The sequence below is a fragment of the Pseudomonas frigoris genome (genome assembly GCF_047758635.1).
In the GTDB taxonomy this organism is placed as follows: Bacteria; Pseudomonadota; Gammaproteobacteria; order Pseudomonadales; family Pseudomonadaceae; genus Aquipseudomonas; species Aquipseudomonas frigoris.
On the sequence record NZ_CP180479.1, the window covers coordinates 6,554,731 to 6,572,776 of the forward strand.

Below are 18,046 nucleotides of genomic sequence, written 5' to 3' on the forward strand. Positions count from 1 at the left end.
AAGCTGACTAGCCTTGAAAGCATTCTCCCTGAGCAAGGACGCTCACAATGCTTCTGCGCCTGTTTTTCTGTTTTTTCCTGACCTTTCTTTGCCTGAGTTCAAACGCTGGCGAGTGCCCCGACTGGCCACCCGCACGCGCCCTGGACGAAATCACGTCACTGCAGAAACAAATCGACCTCTGGGACGACCACTATCACCGCAACGGACGCTCACTGGTCCCCGACGAAATCTATGATCAATCCCGTGCGAGACTGATCGAATGGCGGAAATGTTTTGACCTGGGTTTGGCGCCCGAACCTTTGCGCACCGCCGGCGGCACGATCCCCCACCCCATCGCCCACACTGGCCTGGAAAAACTCCGTGATGGTCGCGCGGTAGAGGACTGGCTGCGCGATCGAAACGATATCTGGGTACAACCCAAGGTCGACGGTGTAGCGGTGACGCTGATCTATCGCAATGGCTTGCTGCATCAGGCGATCAGTCGCGGTGACGGTGTCAACGGCCAGGACTGGACCACCTCGGCGCGCCAGATCGCCGCCATTCCTCAAGCGCTGCCACAACCGCTGGAGCTGCTGGTGCAAGGCGAACTCTACTGGCGCCTGACTGACCACATACAAGCCCGGGCTGGCAGCCTCAATGCCCGCGCCACGGTGGCCGGATTAATGGCACGCAAAGAGCTGAACGCCGATCAGGCCGGTGGTATAGGGTTGTTTGTCTGGGACTGGCCTCAGGGCCCGGCTACTTTGCCCGCTCGCGTGGCGGCCCTGGACGAACTGGGTTTCCCGAGCACCGCACCGTACAGCCAGCCGATCAAGGCATTTGCCGACGCTGAACGCTGGCGCGATCACTGGTATCGCGCGCCCTTGCCTTTCGCCAGCGATGGCATCGTTTTGCGTCAGAGCCAACGTCCACCGGCGGAGCGCCGACAGGCCCGGCCTCCCCACTGGAGCGTTGCCTGGAAGTATCCGTTTGCTCAAGCGCTGACCGAAGTGCGCAAGGTCAACTTCAAGATTGGGCGAACCGGGCGGATCACCCCGGTACTTGAACTGACACCTGTGAAACTCGATGACCGACAAATCAAGCGCGTGAGCGTCAGCTCCCTGCGACGCTGGGAAGAACTGGACATCCGCCCCGGCGATCAGGTGTCCATCAGCCTGGCAGGCCTGACCATTCCAAGGTTAGACGGTGTCATGCTGCGCAGCACCCAACGCGCTGAATTGAGCGTACCGCTCGCGGAGGACTTTCATCATTTGAGTTGCTGGCAGCCGACACCGGGGTGCGAAAGCCAATTCCTCGCCCGACTGACCTGGCTCAGCGGCAAGCAGGGACTGGCGTTGCCGCATGTCGGTCCTGGCACTTGGGAGAAACTTTTAGAAACAGGCCGCCTGAAAGGCCTGCTGGATTGGTTGACCCTCGATGCTCAAGAGCTTGCTAACATTGACGGCTTCGGCGAACGCAGCAGCGCTCGTCTTTTGAACAGTTTCAACAGTGCCCGGCAACGCCCTTTCACTCGCTGGCTCAAAGCCCTGGGTTTACCGCCGACAGGCCAGGCGCGGCTTGCCGATTCATGGCAGGAACTGGCACAACGAAACACCGAACAATGGCAGGCAGAAGCCGGCATCGGCCCGGGACGCGCAGCGCAATTGAGCGCATTTTTCCGCGACCCGCAGGTCCTGGCCTTGAGTGAAACATTACGTATTGCGGGGATTGACGGTTTTTAACGGCCGGCGATGTCCGCCAACCCGGGAACCCAATGGTGCCGCTGGGCTCAAACTCCCCATCGCCACATCGACCCGATCGCTTTTTCACATGGAGCCTTTATGAAACTTCTTTCACCGCTCGCCCTGTTGACCCTTTGCAGCGTGCTGGCCGCTCCACTAATGGCCGCCGAAGAAGCTCCGGGCCTGACCGGCTGCGCCGCAAAGAAGCAGGGCATCATCAACCAGATTGAACTGGCCAAGTCCCACGGCAACGCCGATCAGCAGGCAGGCCTTGAAACGGCCCTGAGTGAAGTCACTGCTCAATGCACAGATGCTTCCCTGAAGAAAGAACGGGAAAACAAGGTGCTCGACGCCAAGCACGAAGTCAGCCAGCGTCAGGCTGACCTCGACAAGGCCATGAAGAAAGGCGACGCCGAGAAAATCAACAAGCACAAAGACAAACTCGCCGAGTCCCGCAAGGAACTGCAGGACGCACTCGATGAGCTGGATAAGTAAGGATCAGCTCAGGACTCAATGATCCCGAAACTCTTTATGGCAGGCACTGCAGGCATCTTCGACCTTCTGCACGGCCGGCCCCAGGTTACTGGCCTTGTAAGGCTGGACCTTGCTGGCAATCACCAATTCACCGGTGGCGACTTCAAGGGTGCGGGCCATGTCCTGGAAGTGTTCCTGTTTCTGCCATACATCGCTCTTGGCACTGGTGTGATCTTCTTCGCGCACCTGCGGAAAATGTTTCCAGGGTTCACGGGACAACGCATCGAGCTTCACGGCACCGTCAGCGAATTTCGGACCGTCAAACGGGATGCGACCACGCAACATGCCGCCCAGGTCTTCGCCGGTCTTGAGCATTTGCTTGAAGATCGCCTTGCGCTGGCCCAGCGGCGAGTTGGGATCGACACCACCGCAGGCAGACAACGTCAGGCAGGCCAGCAATACAACAGAAAGTCTTTTAAGAGTCATGGTGGCTTCAGGTCACGGGAAACGGCGGCCAGTATCCTCGCGTCATCGGCAAAGACCAATAGCCCTATTATCAATACGGGTTGTTTGAGCGCATGGAGCACTCAGGCAACCGACAAAGGAATTACTCCATGAACAGCCGTTTCAAGGCATGGCGTCACAACCTCGCCTGGACACTTCCGATGGTGGCCGTGCTTGCGGGCTGCACCGGTGGCGACAACAACCAACCGAAAACCCACGCCCTGGCCACCTACTCCAGCGCCACGTGGGAAGCACTTCCGACGGTGTCCGACAACGACCTGGTCGCCGGCTTCGGTTCGTGGCGCAGCGCCTGCACCCGACTCAAAGCCGACCCGGTGTGGGGCTCGACCTGCGCGGCTGCCGCCAACGTGCCGCAATCCGCCAGCGACATTCGTGGCTTCCTCAAGCAGAACCTCGACGTCTACGGCCTGCGCGCCGCCAATGACAATCCCAACGGCTTGATCACCGGCTATTACGAGCCGGTCTACCCCGGCAGCCTGACCCAGACCGAAGTGGCGAACATCCCGGTGTACGGTGTGCCTGAGGACATGATCATCGTCTCTCTGGACAGCATTTATCCGGAACTCAAAGGCAAACGCCTGCGCGGACGACTCGAAGGTCGCGTACTCAAGCCTTACGACGATGCGGCCACCATTGAAACCCAAGGGGTCAAGGCGCCTGTCGTTGCCTGGCTGGCCGACCCGATGAACCTGCAATTCCTGCAAATCCAGGGTTCAGGTCGTATCCAGCTCGATGACGGCCGCCAGTTGCGCATTGCGTATGCCGATCAGAACGGTCACCCGTATCGACCGATCGGCCGCTGGCTGGTGGACCAGGGCGAGCTGAAAAAAGAAGAAGTGACCATGGGCGCCATCAGCAATTGGGCCAAGGCCAATCCGACGCGCATTCCGGAACTGCTGGGCAGCAACCCTAGCTACGTGTTCTTCACCCGCAACCCGGACAGCAACGAAGGGCCTCGCGGCTCGCTGAACGTTCCGCTGACCGCAGGCTATAGCGCGGCGGTGGATCGCAAAGTGATTCCGCTGGGCAGTCTGTTGTGGTTGTCGACCACTAAACCGGACGGTACCGCACTGGTACGCCCGGTAGCCGCTCAGGACACCGGCGGCGCAATTGCCGGCGAAGTCCGTGCAGACCTGTTCTGGGGCACGGGCGAGGCGGCCGGGCAATTGGCGGGAGACATGAAACAGCAGGGGCAAATCTGGATGCTCTGGCCTAAAGGTGCAGCCCTGCCTCAAGTGCCTCAGGTGACCGACAAGCTTTAAAGTCAAAAGATCGCAGGCTCGCCGCAAAATCGCGGATGAGCGTAGGAGCTGGCGAAGCCTGCGATCTCTTGATCTTGCTCTTAAACAGAAACCACAAAGAAACTGACGATCAACCCCATCCCCACCAACCACATCAGCGATCGCAAAATCGCCCAGTCCGCCAAGTAGCAAATGATGTACAGCAGCCGACTGGTGATGAACAACACCGACAGCACATTGATCGTCACCAGTTCGGCATTGCCGGCCAGGTGGGCAACGATCACCGCCGCCGCGAACGCGGGAGTCACTTCAAAACTGTTCAGATGCGCCGCATACGCACGTCGGCCAAAACCATTCAGTGACTCGAGAAAGTCACGGGGGTCATGGTTGTCTTTCGGCCTGAACCCGCCACTGACCCTGGCGATGCCCGTGCAGATATAGGGCAGGAAAATCGCGATCAAAATGCACCACAGAGCAACCGTCATAACGCAATCCCTTCTTTAAGTTTCAAGAGTCAAGCTCCAGTCAAAACTTCATCACCAGCATGCCGATCAGCACCAGCCCACAAGCTAAGAGCCGCGGCCTGCCGAAAGGTTCTTTCAGGTAACGCATGCCGAACAGCACCACCAGGATTACGCTGATTTCGCGCAATGCCGCCGCTTCGGCAATCGAGCCCAGCTGCATGGCCCACAGCACCAGAGCGTAGCTGAACAACACGCAAAACCCGACCGCCAACCCCAGTCGCCACTGTTCACGCCAGAACAACATGAAGGCCGGTCGCTTACGCACCAGCGCCAGTAACGGGAACGGCCAGGCGCTGAGCAACGTGACCCACACCAGGTAATCCAGCGGATGCGACCAGCGCCGCAACGCCTGGCCATCGATAAAGGTGTAGCAGCCGATGCACAGGCCGATCAACGCCACCACCGGCAGCATCGACCACGGCAATCGCGCACCGCCGCCGCCTTGCCAGAGCAGGCACAGCATGCCGAACGGGATCAGCAGAATCCCGAAGATCTGCTGGTTCGTCAGCACTTCCCCGGCAAAAATCAGCGTCAGTGCCAGCACCACCAGCGGCGACAAGCCACGCATCAGTGGGTAGACCAACCCGAGGTCGTCGACCCGGTACGCCTGGATCAGCAAATAGCGATAGAGCAATTCAAACGCCGCCGACGCCAGAATCCACGGCCAGATGTCCAGGGGTGGCAACGCCACGAACGGCAGCATCAGCGCGACAAACAGCATTGCAACGCTGTCCATGCAGGCCACCACCAGCAGCCGTTCCGCACTGAATTTGATCAGGGTATTCCACGCCGCGTGCAACAGCGCCGCTACCAACACCAGTGCTGTTGCAAGCACGGCACACTCCTTATTATTTGCCCGCCCCCCCTGTAGGAGCTGCCGAAGGCTGCGATCTTTTGATCTTAAAAAATCAACATCAAAAGACCGCAGCCTTCGGCAGCTCCTACATTGACCGGGTAGATAATTGATTCGCCATATGTCAGCAGCTGTTTATACTGCAAGCGACCACGCCGCACTCAGTTGCGCACAGACTAATTCCAATAATTTTTGCCACCGCCCGCTCTCGTCGAGAACGGGCGTCGGCATGCGTATGCCTGATCAGAGCGTCAAGACTACCGACAGAGACCTTGCGCATGCCACTCGCCTTGCTTGCCCTCGCTGTTGCCGCGTTCGGCATCGGCACCACTGAATTCGTCATCATGGGCTTGCTGCCCGATGTCGCCCGCGACCTCGCCGTGAGCATCCCCCACGCGGGCCTGCTGATCACCGGCTACGCCCTGGGCGTGGTGTTCGGTGCGCCGATCCTCGCGGTCGGCACCGCCAACATGCCGCGCAAAGCCACGCTGCTGGGCATGACCCTGATGTTCATCCTCGGCAACATTCTTTGCGCATTGGCGCCGAACTACGCCACGCTGATGGCCGCACGAGTGGTCACCGCGCTCTGCCATGGTGCGTTCTTCGGCATCGGTTCGGTGGTTGCCGCCGGTTTGGTGGCACCTAACAAACGCGCCCAAGCGATTGCGATGATGTTCACCGGCCTGACCCTGGCCAACGTGCTGGGCGTGCCTTTGGGCACCGCGCTCGGGCAATACGCCGGCTGGCGCTCGACGTTCTGGGCGGTGTCGGTAATCGGCGTGATTGCCGCGATCGCGCAGTGGGTCTGGTTGCCGAAGGACATCGCCATGGACAAAGCCAACCTCGCCAGCGAGTTCAAAGTGCTGGGCAAGGTCAACGTGTTGTTGGCGCTGGGCATGAGCGTGCTGGCGTCGACCAGCCTGTTCAGCGTCTTCACTTACATTGCCCCCATCCTGCAAGACATCACCGGCGTCAGCCCGCATGGCGTGACCATCATGCTGCTGCTATTCGGTGTCGGACTGACGGCGGGAAGCATGCTCGGCGGTCGCCTGGCTGACAGTCGATTGCTGCCGTCGCTGGTGGGTATGGCACTCGCCGTTTTGGTCGTGCTGGCGGCATTTACGCAGACCAGTCACTCGGTGATTCCGGCGGCGATCACGCTGGTGTTGTGGGGCATCTTCGCCTTTGCCCTGTGCCCGATTTTGCAATTGCTGATCATCGATCAGGCCCATGAAGCGCCGAATCTGGGTTCAACGCTGAACCAGAGCGCGTTCAACCTCGGCAACGCGGCCGGTGCGTGGATTGGTGGGCTGGTCGTTGCCAGTGGCGCGGATCTGGCGAACTTGCCGTGGACCGGCGCGCTGGTCAGTGGATTAACGGTGCTGACGGCGCTTTTCTACATCTATCTGCAACGTCGCGGTGTTGCTGCGGTCAATGTGTCCGGCTAATAGCTGCATCGCCCATGACATTGCATTCGCGAGCAAGCCCGCTCCCACATTTGATCTCCGTCGTACACCAAATCGGTGTTCACTGACGATTCAGTGTGGGAGCGGGCTTGCTCGCGAAGAAGTTGACACGGTGTAGCAGCCACTCCCTGAATCCCCTCTTTTCTGTCCGGAACGTGACTTGCTGTTGAGCATCGGCAAACTGGTCAAGCACGTGACCAAGGGTGAGCCTGCGCCAGCGGCACAGGCCGAGCATCACTGATTACTTTGTGGTCTTCTGCGGGTCGGGCTCCGGGCCTTGATCCGTAGACTTCTTCGGCGGCCCGCTCTCGCTGCGAATCTGCGCATGGCTGATCAGCGCGAAGATGAAGCTGCCGCCGATGATGTTCCCCGCCAGCGTCGGCCCGGCGAACACCAGCCAGAAATCCTTCCACGGCAACTCGCCGGCAAACACCAGATACGAGACCTCGGCCGAACCGACCACGATGTGGGTGAAATCCCCCAGCGCCATTAGGTAGGTGATGAGGATGATGATCCACATCTTCGCGCTCTCCATGGACGGAATCATCCAGACCATGGTGGCGATCATCCAGCCCGACACAATGCCTTTGGCAAACATCTGGCTGGCGTCGTTCTCCATGATCTTGCGCCCGATATCAAGGAAGGCCAGGTCGGTCTTGCTGTCGAAAATCGGCAGATTCAGCATCACATACGCCACCAGCAACGTGCCGCAGAGGTTGCCCACCAGCACCACCGACCACAGGCGTAGCAATCGACCGAAATTGTTCAGTGTGGGTTTGGTCATGATCGGCAGCACAGCCGTCAGGGTGTTTTCGGTGAACAACTGCTGACGGGCGAGGATCACCGCGAGAAAGCCTGCGCAGTAACCGAAACTGGCGATCACCTTGAAGCCTTCGCCGTCCGGCAGACGGGAATTGAGCAGCCCCATGGCCATCAGCGACAGGCCCATGGTCAGGCCGGCGGCCAGCGCCGACCACCACAAGGCGGCGACGCTGCGTTCGAGTTCCTGATCGCCCTGGGTGCGGATGATTTCGTGCAACACCGCCGCCCGAGGTGGCTGGCTCTTGTCGACGTCGTGCTGTTCTTCAGGCGAGAGGTTCGGGGTCTTGCCGTCTTTTTGCGCGTCCATAAAGCTCCGGAACCTGTGGTGTGTCATGTAGGTACGACACGCGGGGTTCGGAGCTGTTCACTGACCCGTTAAAACATCATCGACTGTTACACCGCTTTCGCGAGCAAGCCCACCCACCCTTAATCTCAGTCGTTCACAGAAACCGTGTTCGCTGAAGATCCAATGTGGGAGCGGGCTTGCTCGCGAAGGGCGCGCCGCCGATATCACTCGCTGGCGATATCATCCTTGAACTGGTCTTTGACGTACTTGATCTCGGTTTGGCCGTGTGTCGCGGGCAAACCGTCTTCACCCAGATTGACGAAAACAATCTTCTCCACCGTCAGAATGCTTTTGCGGGTGATCTTGTTACGCACTTCGCACTTCAAGGTGATTGAGGTGCGACCGAACTCGGTGGCGGTGATGCCCAGTTCAATGATGTCGCCCTGGCGCGAGGCGCTGACGAAGTTGATCTCGGAAATGTACTTGGTCACCACACGCTGATTGCCCAGCTGGACGATGGCGTAGATCGCCGCTTCTTCGTCGAGCCAGCGCAACAGGCTGCCGCCGAACAGCGTGCCGTTGGGGTTGAGGTCTTCGGGTTTTACCCATTTGCGGGTGTGGAAATTCATATTCACTCCTGACCGTCTTGCCGATTGATGCCGGCCATCATGGCAGAGCCCGACCTAGAGCTCTATCAAGCATCGGCTATGGCCTCGATTACCGTTCAGACATTGACCAACAGAAACGCTTTGGAAGTATCGCTCACACGGCTATAATCGCCACCGTTTCAAAACGGTCATCTTCGGTTGATACCGTTTTCCCGCCACCTGTCCGAGGGGCGCTGCAGCAGGTTCGACCTGTCAGGCTCGGATGGGGCGTTGCTTGACCGTTATCGGTCAGACACTAAACGCACAACGGCGCCCATTCGCATACATTACGAATGGAGGCTCATCATGAGCGCTGTTATCACGCCTGCAGATTTTAACGATTACAAAGTTGCCGACATGTCCCTGGCTGCCTGGGGTCGTCGCGAAACCATCATCGCCGAATCCGAAATGCCAGCCCTGATGGGTCTACGCCGCAAGTACGCCGGTGAGCAGCCGCTCAAAGGCGCGAAGATCCTCGGTTGCATCCACATGACCATTCAGACTGCCGTGCTGATCGAAACCCTGGTTGCCCTGGGTGCCGAAGTGCGTTGGTCGTCCTGCAACATTTTCTCGACTCAGGACCAGGCCGCTGCCGCTATCGCCGCTGCCGGTATCCCGGTTTTCGCCTGGAAAGGCGAAACTGAAGAAGAGTACGAGTGGTGCCTTGAGCAAACCATCCTGAAAGATGGCGCGCCATGGGATGCCAACATGATCCTCGACGACGGCGGCGACCTGACCGAGCTGCTGCACAAGAAATACCCGGCGATCCTGGACCGCGTCCACGGCGTTACCGAAGAAACCACCACGGGCGTTCACCGCCTGCTGGACATGCTGGCCAAGGGCGAACTGAAAATCCCGGCCATCAACGTCAACGACTCGGTAACCAAGAGCAAGAACGACAACAAGTACGGCTGCCGTCACAGCCTGAACGATGCGATCAAGCGCGGTACCGACCACCTGCTGTCCGGCAAGCAAGCGCTGGTCATCGGTTACGGTGACGTGGGCAAGGGTTCGGCCCAGTCCCTGCGTCAGGAAGGCATGATCGTTAAAGTCTCCGAAGTTGACCCGATCTGCGCCATGCAAGCCTGCATGGACGGTTACGAGCTGGTTTCGCCGTTCATCGACGGTATCAACAACGGCACCGAAGCAAGCATCGACAAAGCGCTGCTGGGCAAGATCGACCTGATCGTGACCACCACCGGTAACGTCAACGTTTGCGACGCAAACATGCTCAAAGCCCTGAAGAAGCGTGCCGTTGTCTGCAACATCGGTCACTTCGACAACGAAATCGACACCGCTTTCATGCGCAAGAACTGGGCATGGGAAGAAGTGAAGCCACAGGTTCACAAGATCCACCGTACCGGCACTGGCGCATTCGACGCTCAGAACGACGACTATCTGATTCTGCTGGCCGAAGGCCGTCTGGTTAACCTGGGTAACGCAACCGGCCACCCAAGCCGCATCATGGACGGTTCGTTCGCCAACCAGGTTCTGGCTCAGATCTTCCTGTTCGGCCAGAAGTACGCCGACCTGTCGCCAGCCCAAAAAGCCGAGCGCCTGACCGTTGAAGTACTGCCGAAGAAACTCGACGAAGAAGTGGCCCTGGAAATGGTCCGCGGTTTCGGCGGCGTGGTGACTCAACTGACCAAGACCCAGGCCGACTACATCGGCGTGACCGTTGAAGGCCCGTTCAAGCCGCACGCTTACCGCTACTGATTCGACCTGCTGCCTGCTCTCCCTTGTGGGAGCGGGCTTGCTCGCGAAGGCGGTTTATCATTCAACATTAATGTCGTCTGACCCACCGCCTTCGCGAGCAAGCCCGCTCCCACATTGGGACGTGCAAGCCTCCGGCTTACGTGCTTCCAAGGATATGACCATGTCCCAAGAACGTCGCTACAGCTTCGAGTTCTTCCCTACGAAGACCGATGCTGGGCATGAAAAACTGATCGCTACTGCCCGTCATCTGGCGACCTACAATCCTGACTTCTTCTCCTGCACCTACGGCGCTGGTGGTTCGACCCGTGATCGCACCCTCAACACCGTGTTGCAGCTCGAAAGCGAAGTCAAAGTCCCTGCCGCACCGCATTTGTCCTGCGTTGGCGACAGCAAGGACGACTTGCGCGGCCTGCTGACCCAATACAAGGCAGCCGGTATCACCCGTATCGTCGCCCTGCGCGGTGACCTGCCTTCCGGCATGGGCATGGCCAGTGGTGAAATGCGCCACGCCAATGACCTGGTTGAATTCATTCGTGAAGAAACCGGCGATCATTTCCACATCGAAGTCGCCGCCTACCCGGAAATGCACCCGCAAGCGCGCAATTTCGAAGACGATCTGACCAACTTCGTGCGCAAGGCCAACGCTGGCGCCAACAGTGCGATCACCCAGTACTTCTTCAACGCCGACAGCTACTTCTACTTCGTCGAGCGTGTACGGGCGATGGGCGTGAATATCCCTATCGTTCCGGGGATCATGCCGATCACCAACTACAGCAAGCTGGCGCGCTTCTCCGATGCCTGCGGTGCGGAAATCCCGCGCTGGATCCGCAAGCAACTGGAAGCCTACGGCGACGACACCCAAAGCATTCAAGGCTTTGGTGAGCAAGTCATCACCGAGATGTGCGAACGCCTGCTGCAAGGTGGCGCTCCAGGGCTGCACTTCTACACGCTGAACCAGGCCGAACCGAGCCTGGCGGTGTGGAACAATCTGAAGCTGCCGCGCTAAAAGCAAGATCAAGAGATCGCAGCCTCGTTTCACTCGACAGCTCCTACAGGGTACGCAATCCCCTGTAGGAGCTGTCGAGTGAAACGAGGCTGCGATCTTTTGCTTTTAACGCCCTTTTATTGTGCAGCACACACTGAGTTAGAGCTTCTGGATCCCGTTTCTGGCTCTTTCCGGTTTCTCGTCGTAATCTCAAGCCATGCCTTTGATCGCGCAGTTACTGACCGTGTTTCTTTTTACTTGCCTGAGCTTCGCCGCTCGGGGCGAGAAGCTGCGCATTGTCACCGAGCCGTGGGCGCCTTACGTGTATGAGGAGGACGGCAAATCCCTGGGACTGGACTACGAAACCACGGCAATTGTCTTCAAGCGCCTGGAGGTCGAGGTCGAGTGGCAGTTCCTGCCATGGAAACGCTGCCTGTCGATGCTCGAAACAGGCCAGGCGGATGGCGCACTGGACATTTTTCACAGCGCCGAACGCGACGCTGCCCTGCTCTACCCGAGCGAACCGCTCTCGGAAGTCGAGTTTGTGATGTTTTACGCCAATGAGCGCCCGCATCCGTTTCACACTCTGGATGATCTGAAAGGCCTGACCATTGGCACCTCTCCGGGCTATCTGTACAGCCTGGACTTCCGCGAATCGACGCTATTCACCCGTGAACCGGCGCCGACCCATGAAGCCAACTTCGGTAAACTGGTGCGCGGGCGGATCGACCTGCTGATCACCGACCGCCGGGTGGGTCAGCACCTGCTTGACGAATTGGGCATCCGCGACAAGATTACCGAGAACCCGACCGTCATCAGCCACCAGAGCCAGTTCCTGGCAGTACGCCGCAACGCCGGCATGGACTTGTTGGTGCAGCGCTTCGGCGCCGAACTCAGACGCTTCAAGCGCGAGCCCGCGTACGCTGAACTGAGCGCCCGTTATGGCGCCGACCCGGCGGCCGAGGTAAAAACCACCAGAGCCACCGCCGCCAGCGGAAAAACCGTTGAGCAGCAGGAAAGCGGCGCGCAGTGATTGCTCTGTTATACTCCGGCCTTCCCGCCAGGCTCACGCCCGGACGCTCGGACTTGTTCAAGGCATCTCGACCCCGCTACAGCGCAGCTTTTCAGCCCGCGCGAGCACTCCAGATGAGCCTTCTTGGCCCAGCAGGACCGGACGGGATTGCGTTCCTCTTAAACGCCATTCGCGCCAGGCAAGACTCCCATTGGGCCAAGCCCTAACTAAAACAGGATTACTCATGTCCTTTGCTTCCCTCGGTCTCTCCGAGGCTTTAGTCCGCGCCATCGAGGCAGCGGGCTATACCGAGCCTACTCCGGTGCAACAGCGGGCCATTCCCGCCGTGTTGCAAGGTCGCGACCTGATGGTCGCGGCTCAGACAGGTACTGGTAAAACCGGCGGCTTCGCCCTTCCGATTCTGGAGCGGTTGTTCCCCAACGGTCACCCGGACAAATCCCAGCGTCACGGCCCGCGCCAACCGCGCGTACTGGTCCTGACCCCTACCCGCGAACTCGCGGCTCAAGTACACGAGAGCTTCAAGGTCTATGCCCGTGACCTGAAGTTCGTCAGCGCCTGCATCTTCGGCGGCGTCGGCATGAACCCGCAGGTTCAGGCCATGTCCCGCGGTGTTGACGTGCTGGTGGCCTGCCCTGGCCGCCTGCTCGACCTCGCCGGCCAAGGCAGCGTCGATTTGTCCCACGTGGAAATCCTCGTGCTGGACGAAGCCGACCGCATGCTCGACATGGGCTTCGTCCATGACGTGAAAAAGGTCCTGGCTCGTCTGCCGAGCAAACGTCAAAACCTGCTGTTCTCGGCGACTTTCTCCAAAGACATCACCGACCTCGCCGGCAAGCTGCTGCACAACCCGGAACGCATCGAAGTCACGCCGCCGAACACCACGGTCGAGCGTATCGAACAGCGCGTATTCCGCCTGGCTGCCAGCCACAAGCGTTCGCTGCTGGCGCACTTGATCACCGCAGGTGCCTGGGAACAGGTGCTGGTGTTCACCCGCACCAAGCACGGCGCCAACCGTCTGGCCGAGTACCTGGACAAACACGGCCTCAGCGCCGTTGCGATCCACGGTAACAAGAGCCAGAACGCTCGCACCAAAGCCTTGGCCGACTTCAAGGCCGGCGAAGTGCGCATCCTGGTCGCCACCGACATCGCCGCTCGCGGCCTGGATATCGACCAGTTGCCACACGTGGTCAACTTCGAATTGCCAAACGTCGACGAAGACTACGTTCACCGTATCGGCCGTACTGGCCGTGCCGGTCGTTCGGGCGAGGCGATCTCGCTGGTTGCCCCGGACGAAGAGAAGTTGCTGAAAAGCATCGAGCGCATGACCAAGCAGAAGATTGCCGACGGCAACCTGATGGGCTTCGACTCCAGCGCTGTAGAAGCCGAGAAGCCTGAAGTCCGCGAGCGTCCGGATGTGCGTAACCCGCGCAACCCACGTGGCCCGCGCGGCGACGGTCCGAACGGCACTGGCGGTGGCGGCGGTCGTAAAGACAAGGGCAAGGACAAGGGCGGCAAGGAAAAACCTGCAGCCACTGGCCGTGGCGATCGCCCGGCGCGTGAACACAAGCCACGCGAAGGCACTCCGGCTCGCGAGCAACAACGTCCAGCACCACGCGCTGCTGCCGCAGACCGTGCTCCGGACGAGTTCCTGGACGACGATATCGATAACTTCGGTAACCGCGTCGATTACGTTCCTCAAGCCAAACCGGCTCAGGGCCGTGGCCGCCGTCCAAGTGCTCCGGCACAAGGCACGACAGCTGGTGCAGGTGCTCCGCGCACCGGCGGCGGCAAGCCTCAGGGTCGTCAAAGCGGCCCACGCAGCAGCGATGGCGCCACCACCGGCACTCCGCCGGCCAAGCGCAGCGGCCCACGCAATGGTGCTCCACGTGACGGCCAGGCCCGTCGCGAAGAGTCCCGCAACCGCCGCCCTGCCCGCACCGACGATCAGCCGCGTTCGGAACCTGCAGTGCAAAACCCGCGCGGCCCGGCACCGAAGATCATTCACAAGGAGTCGAAAACCGATCGTTTCCCGACTCCTGAGCAACTTGATCAACTGCCAGGCCGTCCGCGCGGCGAGAAGCCAGCGTTGCTGACCCGCAATCGCTGATTTAACGCAGTAACAAAAAATGCCCCTGATCGCGAGATCAGGGGCATTTTTGTTTTCTGCGTAGCGGCCCTGAAGTCAGGCGCAAATACCGGATTCACCAAAGAACAAATGTGGGAGCGGGCTTGCTCGCGAAAGCGGTTGAACATTCAACATTGATGGCGACTGACCCACCGCTTTTGCGAGCAAGCCCGCTCCCACACTTGATCTCATCGCCTGTGCGTATTGCGCCAGGCAATAAAAAACGCCCCCGATCGCAAGATCGGGGGCGTTTTTGTTTTAGCAGCGAAAGTTATTTCGCTTTGACACCTTCAAACGTCACGTACAACTCGACCGCGTCGGACTGTGGGCCCAGGTCTTTCTGCTTGCCGAAATCGGAACGCTTGATGCTGGTAGTGCCTTCGAAGCCGGCACGGTAGCCGCCCCATGGGTCCTTGCCTTCACCCAGGAAAGTGGCCTTGACCACGACTGGCTTGGTCACGCCCAGCAGGGTCAGGTCACCGGTCACGTCCGCAGTGTCTTTACCCGCGGCGTTTTTGCCGGTGGATTTGACGCTGGTGGAAACGAACGTGGCTTTGGCGAACTTGCTCACATCCAGGAAATCACCGCTGGCGATGTGCTTATCGCGCTCGGCATGGTTGGTGAACACGCTGGCGGTGTTCACGTTGAACTCGATCTTGCTGTCTTCAGGCTTGGCAGCGTCGAAGCTGAACTTGCCGTCGATATCCTTGAAGGTACCGGTGATGAAGCTGTAGCCCAGGTGGCTGATCTTGAAGTCAACGAAGGCGTGCTGGCCTTCTTTGTCGACGACGTAGTCGGCCGCCATCACGTTGGCGGACAGCAGAGCAGAACCGATTGCCAGAGCGGCGAGAGTCTTTTTCAACATGCTTTCTATTCCTTTGGAGTCGAGGTTGAACGTCAAGCTTTGCGCCCCAGCATTCGAGTGAGGGTCGCATCACGATCGATAAAGTGGTGTTTCAGTGCTGCCAACGCATGGAGGCCGGAAAAAATTACCAGCATCCACGCCAGATACAGATGAATCACACCGGCGGTGTCTGCCTGGTCCGGTAGTCCGGACACCAGTGCAGGAACTTCAAACAGGCCAAACACCGGAATCCCGACACCTTCTGCGGTGGAAATCAGGTAACCGGCAATCATCACAGCAAACAGACTGAGATACAGGAACGAGTGCCCGAACTTGGCGCCAATGCGCGTCATGCGGTTATAGCTTTCCAGTACTGGCGGCGGCGGACTGATGAAACGCCACAGCACCCGTAGAACCATGACGGCTAACAACACCAGGCCAATGCTCTTGTGCAAGTCGGGCGCGTCTTTGCGCCAGGTGCTGTAGTAGTCGAGACCGACCATCCACAAGCCCAACGCAAACAGACCGAAGACCGCCAGCGCCACGCCCCAGTGCATAAAGATGCTGACCCAACCGTAGCGCGAAGAAGAATTACGTAGCTGCATTGCCCAAATCCTGTGAGAACTGCGAACAAGACTATCGAGTTATCTATCGAGTTAAAGCGGAAAATTTCGCTTTGAAATATCGAGAAATACGATCAAGAGTCTGAAATAGGTGAGTTAAGGAAAGATTAAAGACCAATGTGTAAGAAAAAATGAAGTCCAACTAAGGAACACCTGCGCCCCAAGATTTATTCGATTCTTGATATTGGTTTTCTTCAGGACATAAAAAAACGCGGCATTTCTGCCGCGTTTTTTAGTCCCAAAGCTTACTGCGCTTTGGTATCCGTCGCCGGAGTCGCAGCGGGCTTGGCCGCTGGTTTCTTAGCCGGTTCAGCTTTCTTCGCCGGCGCTTTTGCCGGAGCCTTTTTGGCCTCGGTTTTGGCAGCAGGCTTTTTGGCCGGGGCTTTTTTGGCCGGTTCAGCTTTCACCGGTGCCGCTGGTTTCGGCGCTTCGACCGGAGCAGGCGCTGGGGCCGGCTCAGGTGTTGGAGCCGGTGCCGGAGCAACCGGAGCCACTGGTTCTGGCGCCTTGACCGGTGCCGGTTTGTCGTCAGAACCAATGAACAGGTTGGTGAAGAAGTTGCCTTTCTTCGCTGCCACCGCGCCGGCCGCCGCAACGGTCGCTGCCGGAACAACTTTCGCCGGTTCAAACGACTTGCCGGCCGCCAGGTCTTCTACCTGACTGGCTGCCCGCTGACCGGTGCGCAATGCACCTTCCAGCGTGCCCGGGTACAAGGTGTCAGTGTGTTCGCCAGCAAAGGCTACACGCTGAATCGGACGCTCCCACAGACGCCAGTACTTGCTGATCTGGCCAGGACCGAACGCCAGGTAAGCGCCGCCCATCGATGGGTCGGTGCTGTAGCGGCGGATTTCGTAACCGGTGAACGAACCGCGCGCCTGTGGATAAAAGGCGTGCAGACGGATCAACACCTGATCGACCATCTGCTTGTCGCCGAAAGCCTGCATCACGCGCGCGTTGTCGCCGGACAGGTTGATCACCACGTTGGCGCCGCCCTTCAGCGCCGGCTCGACCCACAACATGCCCAGACCGGCGTTGCTGTAGATCTCGCCGGTCATCCGCGCCTTGCTTTCCCACACTGGCGTCTTGAATTTCAGCATGATCTGGTCGCGCCAACCGTAGTTGGTGCCCTTGATCGCGCCCATGTGCTGGGCATCCAGCGACGGAGTCATCTGGATCTTGTTCAGGGCGCGCAATGGCACGGCCACGACGACGTAGTCAGCCTGATAGCCAACGCTGCCGACTTTGACGGTTACGCCGTCCTTTTCCTGGGTGATGGCCGAGACCGGGGAGCTGGTCTTGATGGTTTTCAGTTGTTTGACGAAGGCCTGTGCCAGCACCGGGCTGCCACCGAGCAGACGCGAAGCGCGCAGGTCACGGTCGGCAACGCCACGGTAAACGCGGCTTTGCTGTGCGAAGTACAGCAGCGACAGGCGCGACGGTTCGTCATAACGGGTACGAATCTGCTGATTCACCAACTGACGAGCCGTGGCCGGCAGATTCAGACGGTCGAGCCAGTTGGCCACGTTGATCTGGTCCAGCGCGAACAGCGTGCTGTTGGCCGCGGGGTTCTGCGGGTCTTCGATCGAGCGCGCCAGATCGTCCAGAGTCTTTTCGTAGCGCTTGAGCGCGTCGCTGGTGGCCGGCTGCTTGGTGGCCAGATCGGCGGCGGTGAAATACTCACCGTCAATCAGGTAGCCCGGGGTCCGCACGAACTCTGGGGCCGGCGTGGTGCTCAGCTTGAAGGTCGATACGTACTTGTTCAGAACCGGTTGGGTCTTGTCGTTGCCGATCCACTCACTGGTGGCCATGCCGGAGCGACCGCCCATGCTCGGCTTGGCTTCCAGCAGGGTCACCTGCCAGCCCTTGTTTTGCAGTTCGTAAGCCGCGGTGAGGCCAGACAGCCCTCCGCCGATCACGATCGCCGTTTTATCCTTGGCCAGCGCAGACACGCTGAACAGCCCCAACATCACCAGCGCACAGGCGCGCAGCCAACCAGCAGACATTCAGCGAACTCCGGAAATACACGTAGGAAATAGCGGTTTTGCGAGTCAGACGACTCAAAGAACCGCGAAGAATACGTCAGCCATCAAAAGGCCGCCAGCGACGTCTATCCACCTATACAAAGTAGCTCAATCCACACAATGGGTTGTCCCCACGTCAC

16 protein-coding genes and 1 riboswitch are annotated in these 18,046 nt (G+C 59.3%); of the genes, 8 read left to right on the top strand and 8 right to left on the bottom strand.

The features are described 5' to 3' along the window. The first annotated feature begins 47 nt into the window (after window positions 1–47). Complete coding sequence (gene ligB, locus ACMXYH_RS30250) at window positions 48–1,721, top strand: NAD-dependent DNA ligase LigB (protein WP_415765806.1); 1,674 nt, start codon at window positions 48–50, stop codon at window positions 1,719–1,721. 99 nt (window positions 1,722–1,820) lie between these two features. Then, window positions 1,821–2,216 carry a DUF1090 domain-containing protein gene (locus tag ACMXYH_RS30255; RefSeq protein WP_129440422.1) on the top strand — a complete coding sequence of 132 codons (396 nt, stop codon included), beginning with the start codon at window positions 1,821–1,823 and terminating at the stop codon, window positions 2,214–2,216. A 15-nt stretch (window positions 2,217–2,231) separates the two neighbouring features. On the opposite strand, the gene ACMXYH_RS30260 is transcribed toward ACMXYH_RS30255, so the two are convergent. Continuing rightward, window positions 2,232–2,681: a c-type cytochrome gene (locus ACMXYH_RS30260; protein ID WP_283182000.1), complete on the bottom strand. Its 450-nt coding sequence runs from the start codon at window positions 2,679–2,681 to the stop codon at window positions 2,232–2,234. A 128-nt stretch (window positions 2,682–2,809) separates the two neighbouring features. Here ACMXYH_RS30260 and mltA point away from each other — a divergent pair, with 128 nt between their 5' ends. Continuing rightward, on the top strand, window positions 2,810–3,982 hold the full coding sequence (gene mltA / locus ACMXYH_RS30265; RefSeq protein ID WP_415765807.1) for a murein transglycosylase A: 1,173 nt from the start codon (window positions 2,810–2,812) through the stop codon (window positions 3,980–3,982). Between the two features lie 80 nt (window positions 3,983–4,062). Here the strand turns inward: mltA and ACMXYH_RS30270 are convergent, their stop codons facing one another. Together ACMXYH_RS30270 and ACMXYH_RS30275 are read right to left on the bottom strand one after the other, a co-directional pair. Further along, window positions 4,063–4,446, bottom strand: a complete 384-nt coding sequence (locus ACMXYH_RS30270) for an MAPEG family protein (RefSeq protein WP_129440417.1) — start codon at window positions 4,444–4,446, stop codon at window positions 4,063–4,065. A 40-nt stretch (window positions 4,447–4,486) separates the two neighbouring features. Further along, the gene (locus tag ACMXYH_RS30275) at window positions 4,487–5,320 is read right to left on the bottom strand and encodes an EamA family transporter (protein ID WP_415765809.1); all 834 of its coding nucleotides are present in this window, start codon (window positions 5,318–5,320) and stop codon (window positions 4,487–4,489) included. A 296-nt stretch (window positions 5,321–5,616) separates the two neighbouring features. Between ACMXYH_RS30275 and ACMXYH_RS30280 the strand changes: the two genes are divergently transcribed. Further along, the gene (locus ACMXYH_RS30280; RefSeq protein ID WP_415765810.1) at window positions 5,617–6,786 is read left to right on the top strand and encodes an MFS transporter; all 1,170 of its coding nucleotides are present in this window, start codon (window positions 5,617–5,619) and stop codon (window positions 6,784–6,786) included. Window positions 6,787–7,045: 259 nt separating this feature from the next. Here ACMXYH_RS30280 and ACMXYH_RS30285 read toward each other — a convergent pair whose 3' ends face one another. Both ACMXYH_RS30285 and ACMXYH_RS30290 read right to left on the bottom strand, forming a co-directional pair. Continuing rightward, window positions 7,046–7,933 (bottom strand): formate/nitrite transporter family protein, encoded by an 888-nt coding sequence (locus ACMXYH_RS30285; RefSeq protein ID WP_129440413.1) that lies wholly within the window; start codon window positions 7,931–7,933, stop codon window positions 7,046–7,048. 203 nt (window positions 7,934–8,136) lie between these two features. Then, window positions 8,137–8,541 carry an acyl-CoA thioesterase gene (locus ACMXYH_RS30290; RefSeq protein ID WP_415765811.1) on the bottom strand — a complete coding sequence of 135 codons (405 nt, stop codon included), beginning with the start codon at window positions 8,539–8,541 and terminating at the stop codon, window positions 8,137–8,139. Window positions 8,542–8,739: 198 nt separating this feature from the next. Next, window positions 8,740–8,842: riboswitch (S-adenosyl-L-homocysteine riboswitch) on the top strand. 23 nt (window positions 8,843–8,865) lie between these two features. Here ACMXYH_RS30290 and ahcY point away from each other — a divergent pair. From ahcY to ACMXYH_RS30310, 4 genes are all read left to right on the top strand, one after another. Beyond that, window positions 8,866–10,275 carry an adenosylhomocysteinase gene (gene ahcY / locus ACMXYH_RS30295; protein WP_415765812.1) on the top strand — a complete coding sequence of 470 codons (1,410 nt, stop codon included), beginning with the start codon at window positions 8,866–8,868 and terminating at the stop codon, window positions 10,273–10,275. Window positions 10,276–10,435: 160 nt separating this feature from the next. Further along, a complete protein-coding gene (gene metF / locus ACMXYH_RS30300) occupies window positions 10,436–11,281 on the top strand; it encodes a methylenetetrahydrofolate reductase [NAD(P)H] (RefSeq protein ID WP_046045259.1) in 846 nt (281 codons plus the stop codon). Window positions 11,282–11,477: 196 nt separating this feature from the next. Beyond that, window positions 11,478–12,293, top strand: coding sequence for a substrate-binding periplasmic protein (locus tag ACMXYH_RS30305; RefSeq protein ID WP_415765813.1), 816 nt, complete (start codon window positions 11,478–11,480; stop codon window positions 12,291–12,293). Between the two features lie 223 nt (window positions 12,294–12,516). Further along, complete coding sequence (locus tag ACMXYH_RS30310; RefSeq protein WP_129440403.1) at window positions 12,517–14,400, top strand: DEAD/DEAH box helicase; 1,884 nt, start codon at window positions 12,517–12,519, stop codon at window positions 14,398–14,400. 289 nt (window positions 14,401–14,689) lie between these two features. Here the strand turns inward: ACMXYH_RS30310 and ACMXYH_RS30315 are convergent, their stop codons facing one another. The 3 genes from ACMXYH_RS30315 to ACMXYH_RS30325 all read right to left on the bottom strand — a co-directional run bounded on the left by ACMXYH_RS30315 (window position 14,690) and on the right by ACMXYH_RS30325 (window position 17,888). Continuing rightward, window positions 14,690–15,283: a YceI family protein gene (locus tag ACMXYH_RS30315; RefSeq protein ID WP_415765814.1), complete on the bottom strand. Its 594-nt coding sequence runs from the start codon at window positions 15,281–15,283 to the stop codon at window positions 14,690–14,692. Between the two features lie 32 nt (window positions 15,284–15,315). Further along, the gene (locus ACMXYH_RS30320) at window positions 15,316–15,867 is read right to left on the bottom strand and encodes a cytochrome b (protein ID WP_129440399.1); all 552 of its coding nucleotides are present in this window, start codon (window positions 15,865–15,867) and stop codon (window positions 15,316–15,318) included. A 263-nt stretch (window positions 15,868–16,130) separates the two neighbouring features. Next, window positions 16,131–17,888, bottom strand: a complete 1,758-nt coding sequence (locus tag ACMXYH_RS30325; RefSeq protein ID WP_415765815.1) for a flavin monoamine oxidase family protein — start codon at window positions 17,886–17,888, stop codon at window positions 16,131–16,133. Window positions 17,889–18,046 lie beyond the last annotated feature (158 nt).

Coding starts and splice junctions, on each gene's coding strand:
- ligB (WP_415765806.1), top strand. CDS start 48: ATGCTTCTGCGCCTGTTTTTCTGTTTTTTCCTGACCTTTCTTTGCCTG.
- ACMXYH_RS30255 (WP_129440422.1), top strand. CDS start 1,821: ATGAAACTTCTTTCACCGCTCGCCCTGTTGACCCTTTGCAGCGTGCTG.
- ACMXYH_RS30260 (WP_283182000.1), bottom strand. CDS start 2,681: ATGACTCTTAAAAGACTTTCTGTTGTATTGCTGGCCTGCCTGACGTTG.
- mltA (WP_415765807.1), top strand. CDS start 2,810: ATGAACAGCCGTTTCAAGGCATGGCGTCACAACCTCGCCTGGACACTT.
- ACMXYH_RS30270 (WP_129440417.1), bottom strand. CDS start 4,446: ATGACGGTTGCTCTGTGGTGCATTTTGATCGCGATTTTCCTGCCCTAT.
- ACMXYH_RS30280 (WP_415765810.1), top strand. CDS start 5,617: ATGCCACTCGCCTTGCTTGCCCTCGCTGTTGCCGCGTTCGGCATCGGC.
- ACMXYH_RS30285 (WP_129440413.1), bottom strand. CDS start 7,933: ATGGACGCGCAAAAAGACGGCAAGACCCCGAACCTCTCGCCTGAAGAA.
- ACMXYH_RS30290 (WP_415765811.1), bottom strand. CDS start 8,541: ATGAATTTCCACACCCGCAAATGGGTAAAACCCGAAGACCTCAACCCC.
- ahcY (WP_415765812.1), top strand. CDS start 8,866: ATGAGCGCTGTTATCACGCCTGCAGATTTTAACGATTACAAAGTTGCC.
- metF (WP_046045259.1), top strand. CDS start 10,436: ATGTCCCAAGAACGTCGCTACAGCTTCGAGTTCTTCCCTACGAAGACC.
- ACMXYH_RS30305 (WP_415765813.1), top strand. CDS start 11,478: ATGCCTTTGATCGCGCAGTTACTGACCGTGTTTCTTTTTACTTGCCTG.
- ACMXYH_RS30310 (WP_129440403.1), top strand. CDS start 12,517: ATGTCCTTTGCTTCCCTCGGTCTCTCCGAGGCTTTAGTCCGCGCCATC.
- ACMXYH_RS30315 (WP_415765814.1), bottom strand. CDS start 15,283: ATGTTGAAAAAGACTCTCGCCGCTCTGGCAATCGGTTCTGCTCTGCTG.
- ACMXYH_RS30320 (WP_129440399.1), bottom strand. CDS start 15,867: ATGCAGCTACGTAATTCTTCTTCGCGCTACGGTTGGGTCAGCATCTTT.
- ACMXYH_RS30325 (WP_415765815.1), bottom strand. CDS start 17,888: ATGTCTGCTGGTTGGCTGCGCGCCTGTGCGCTGGTGATGTTGGGGCTG.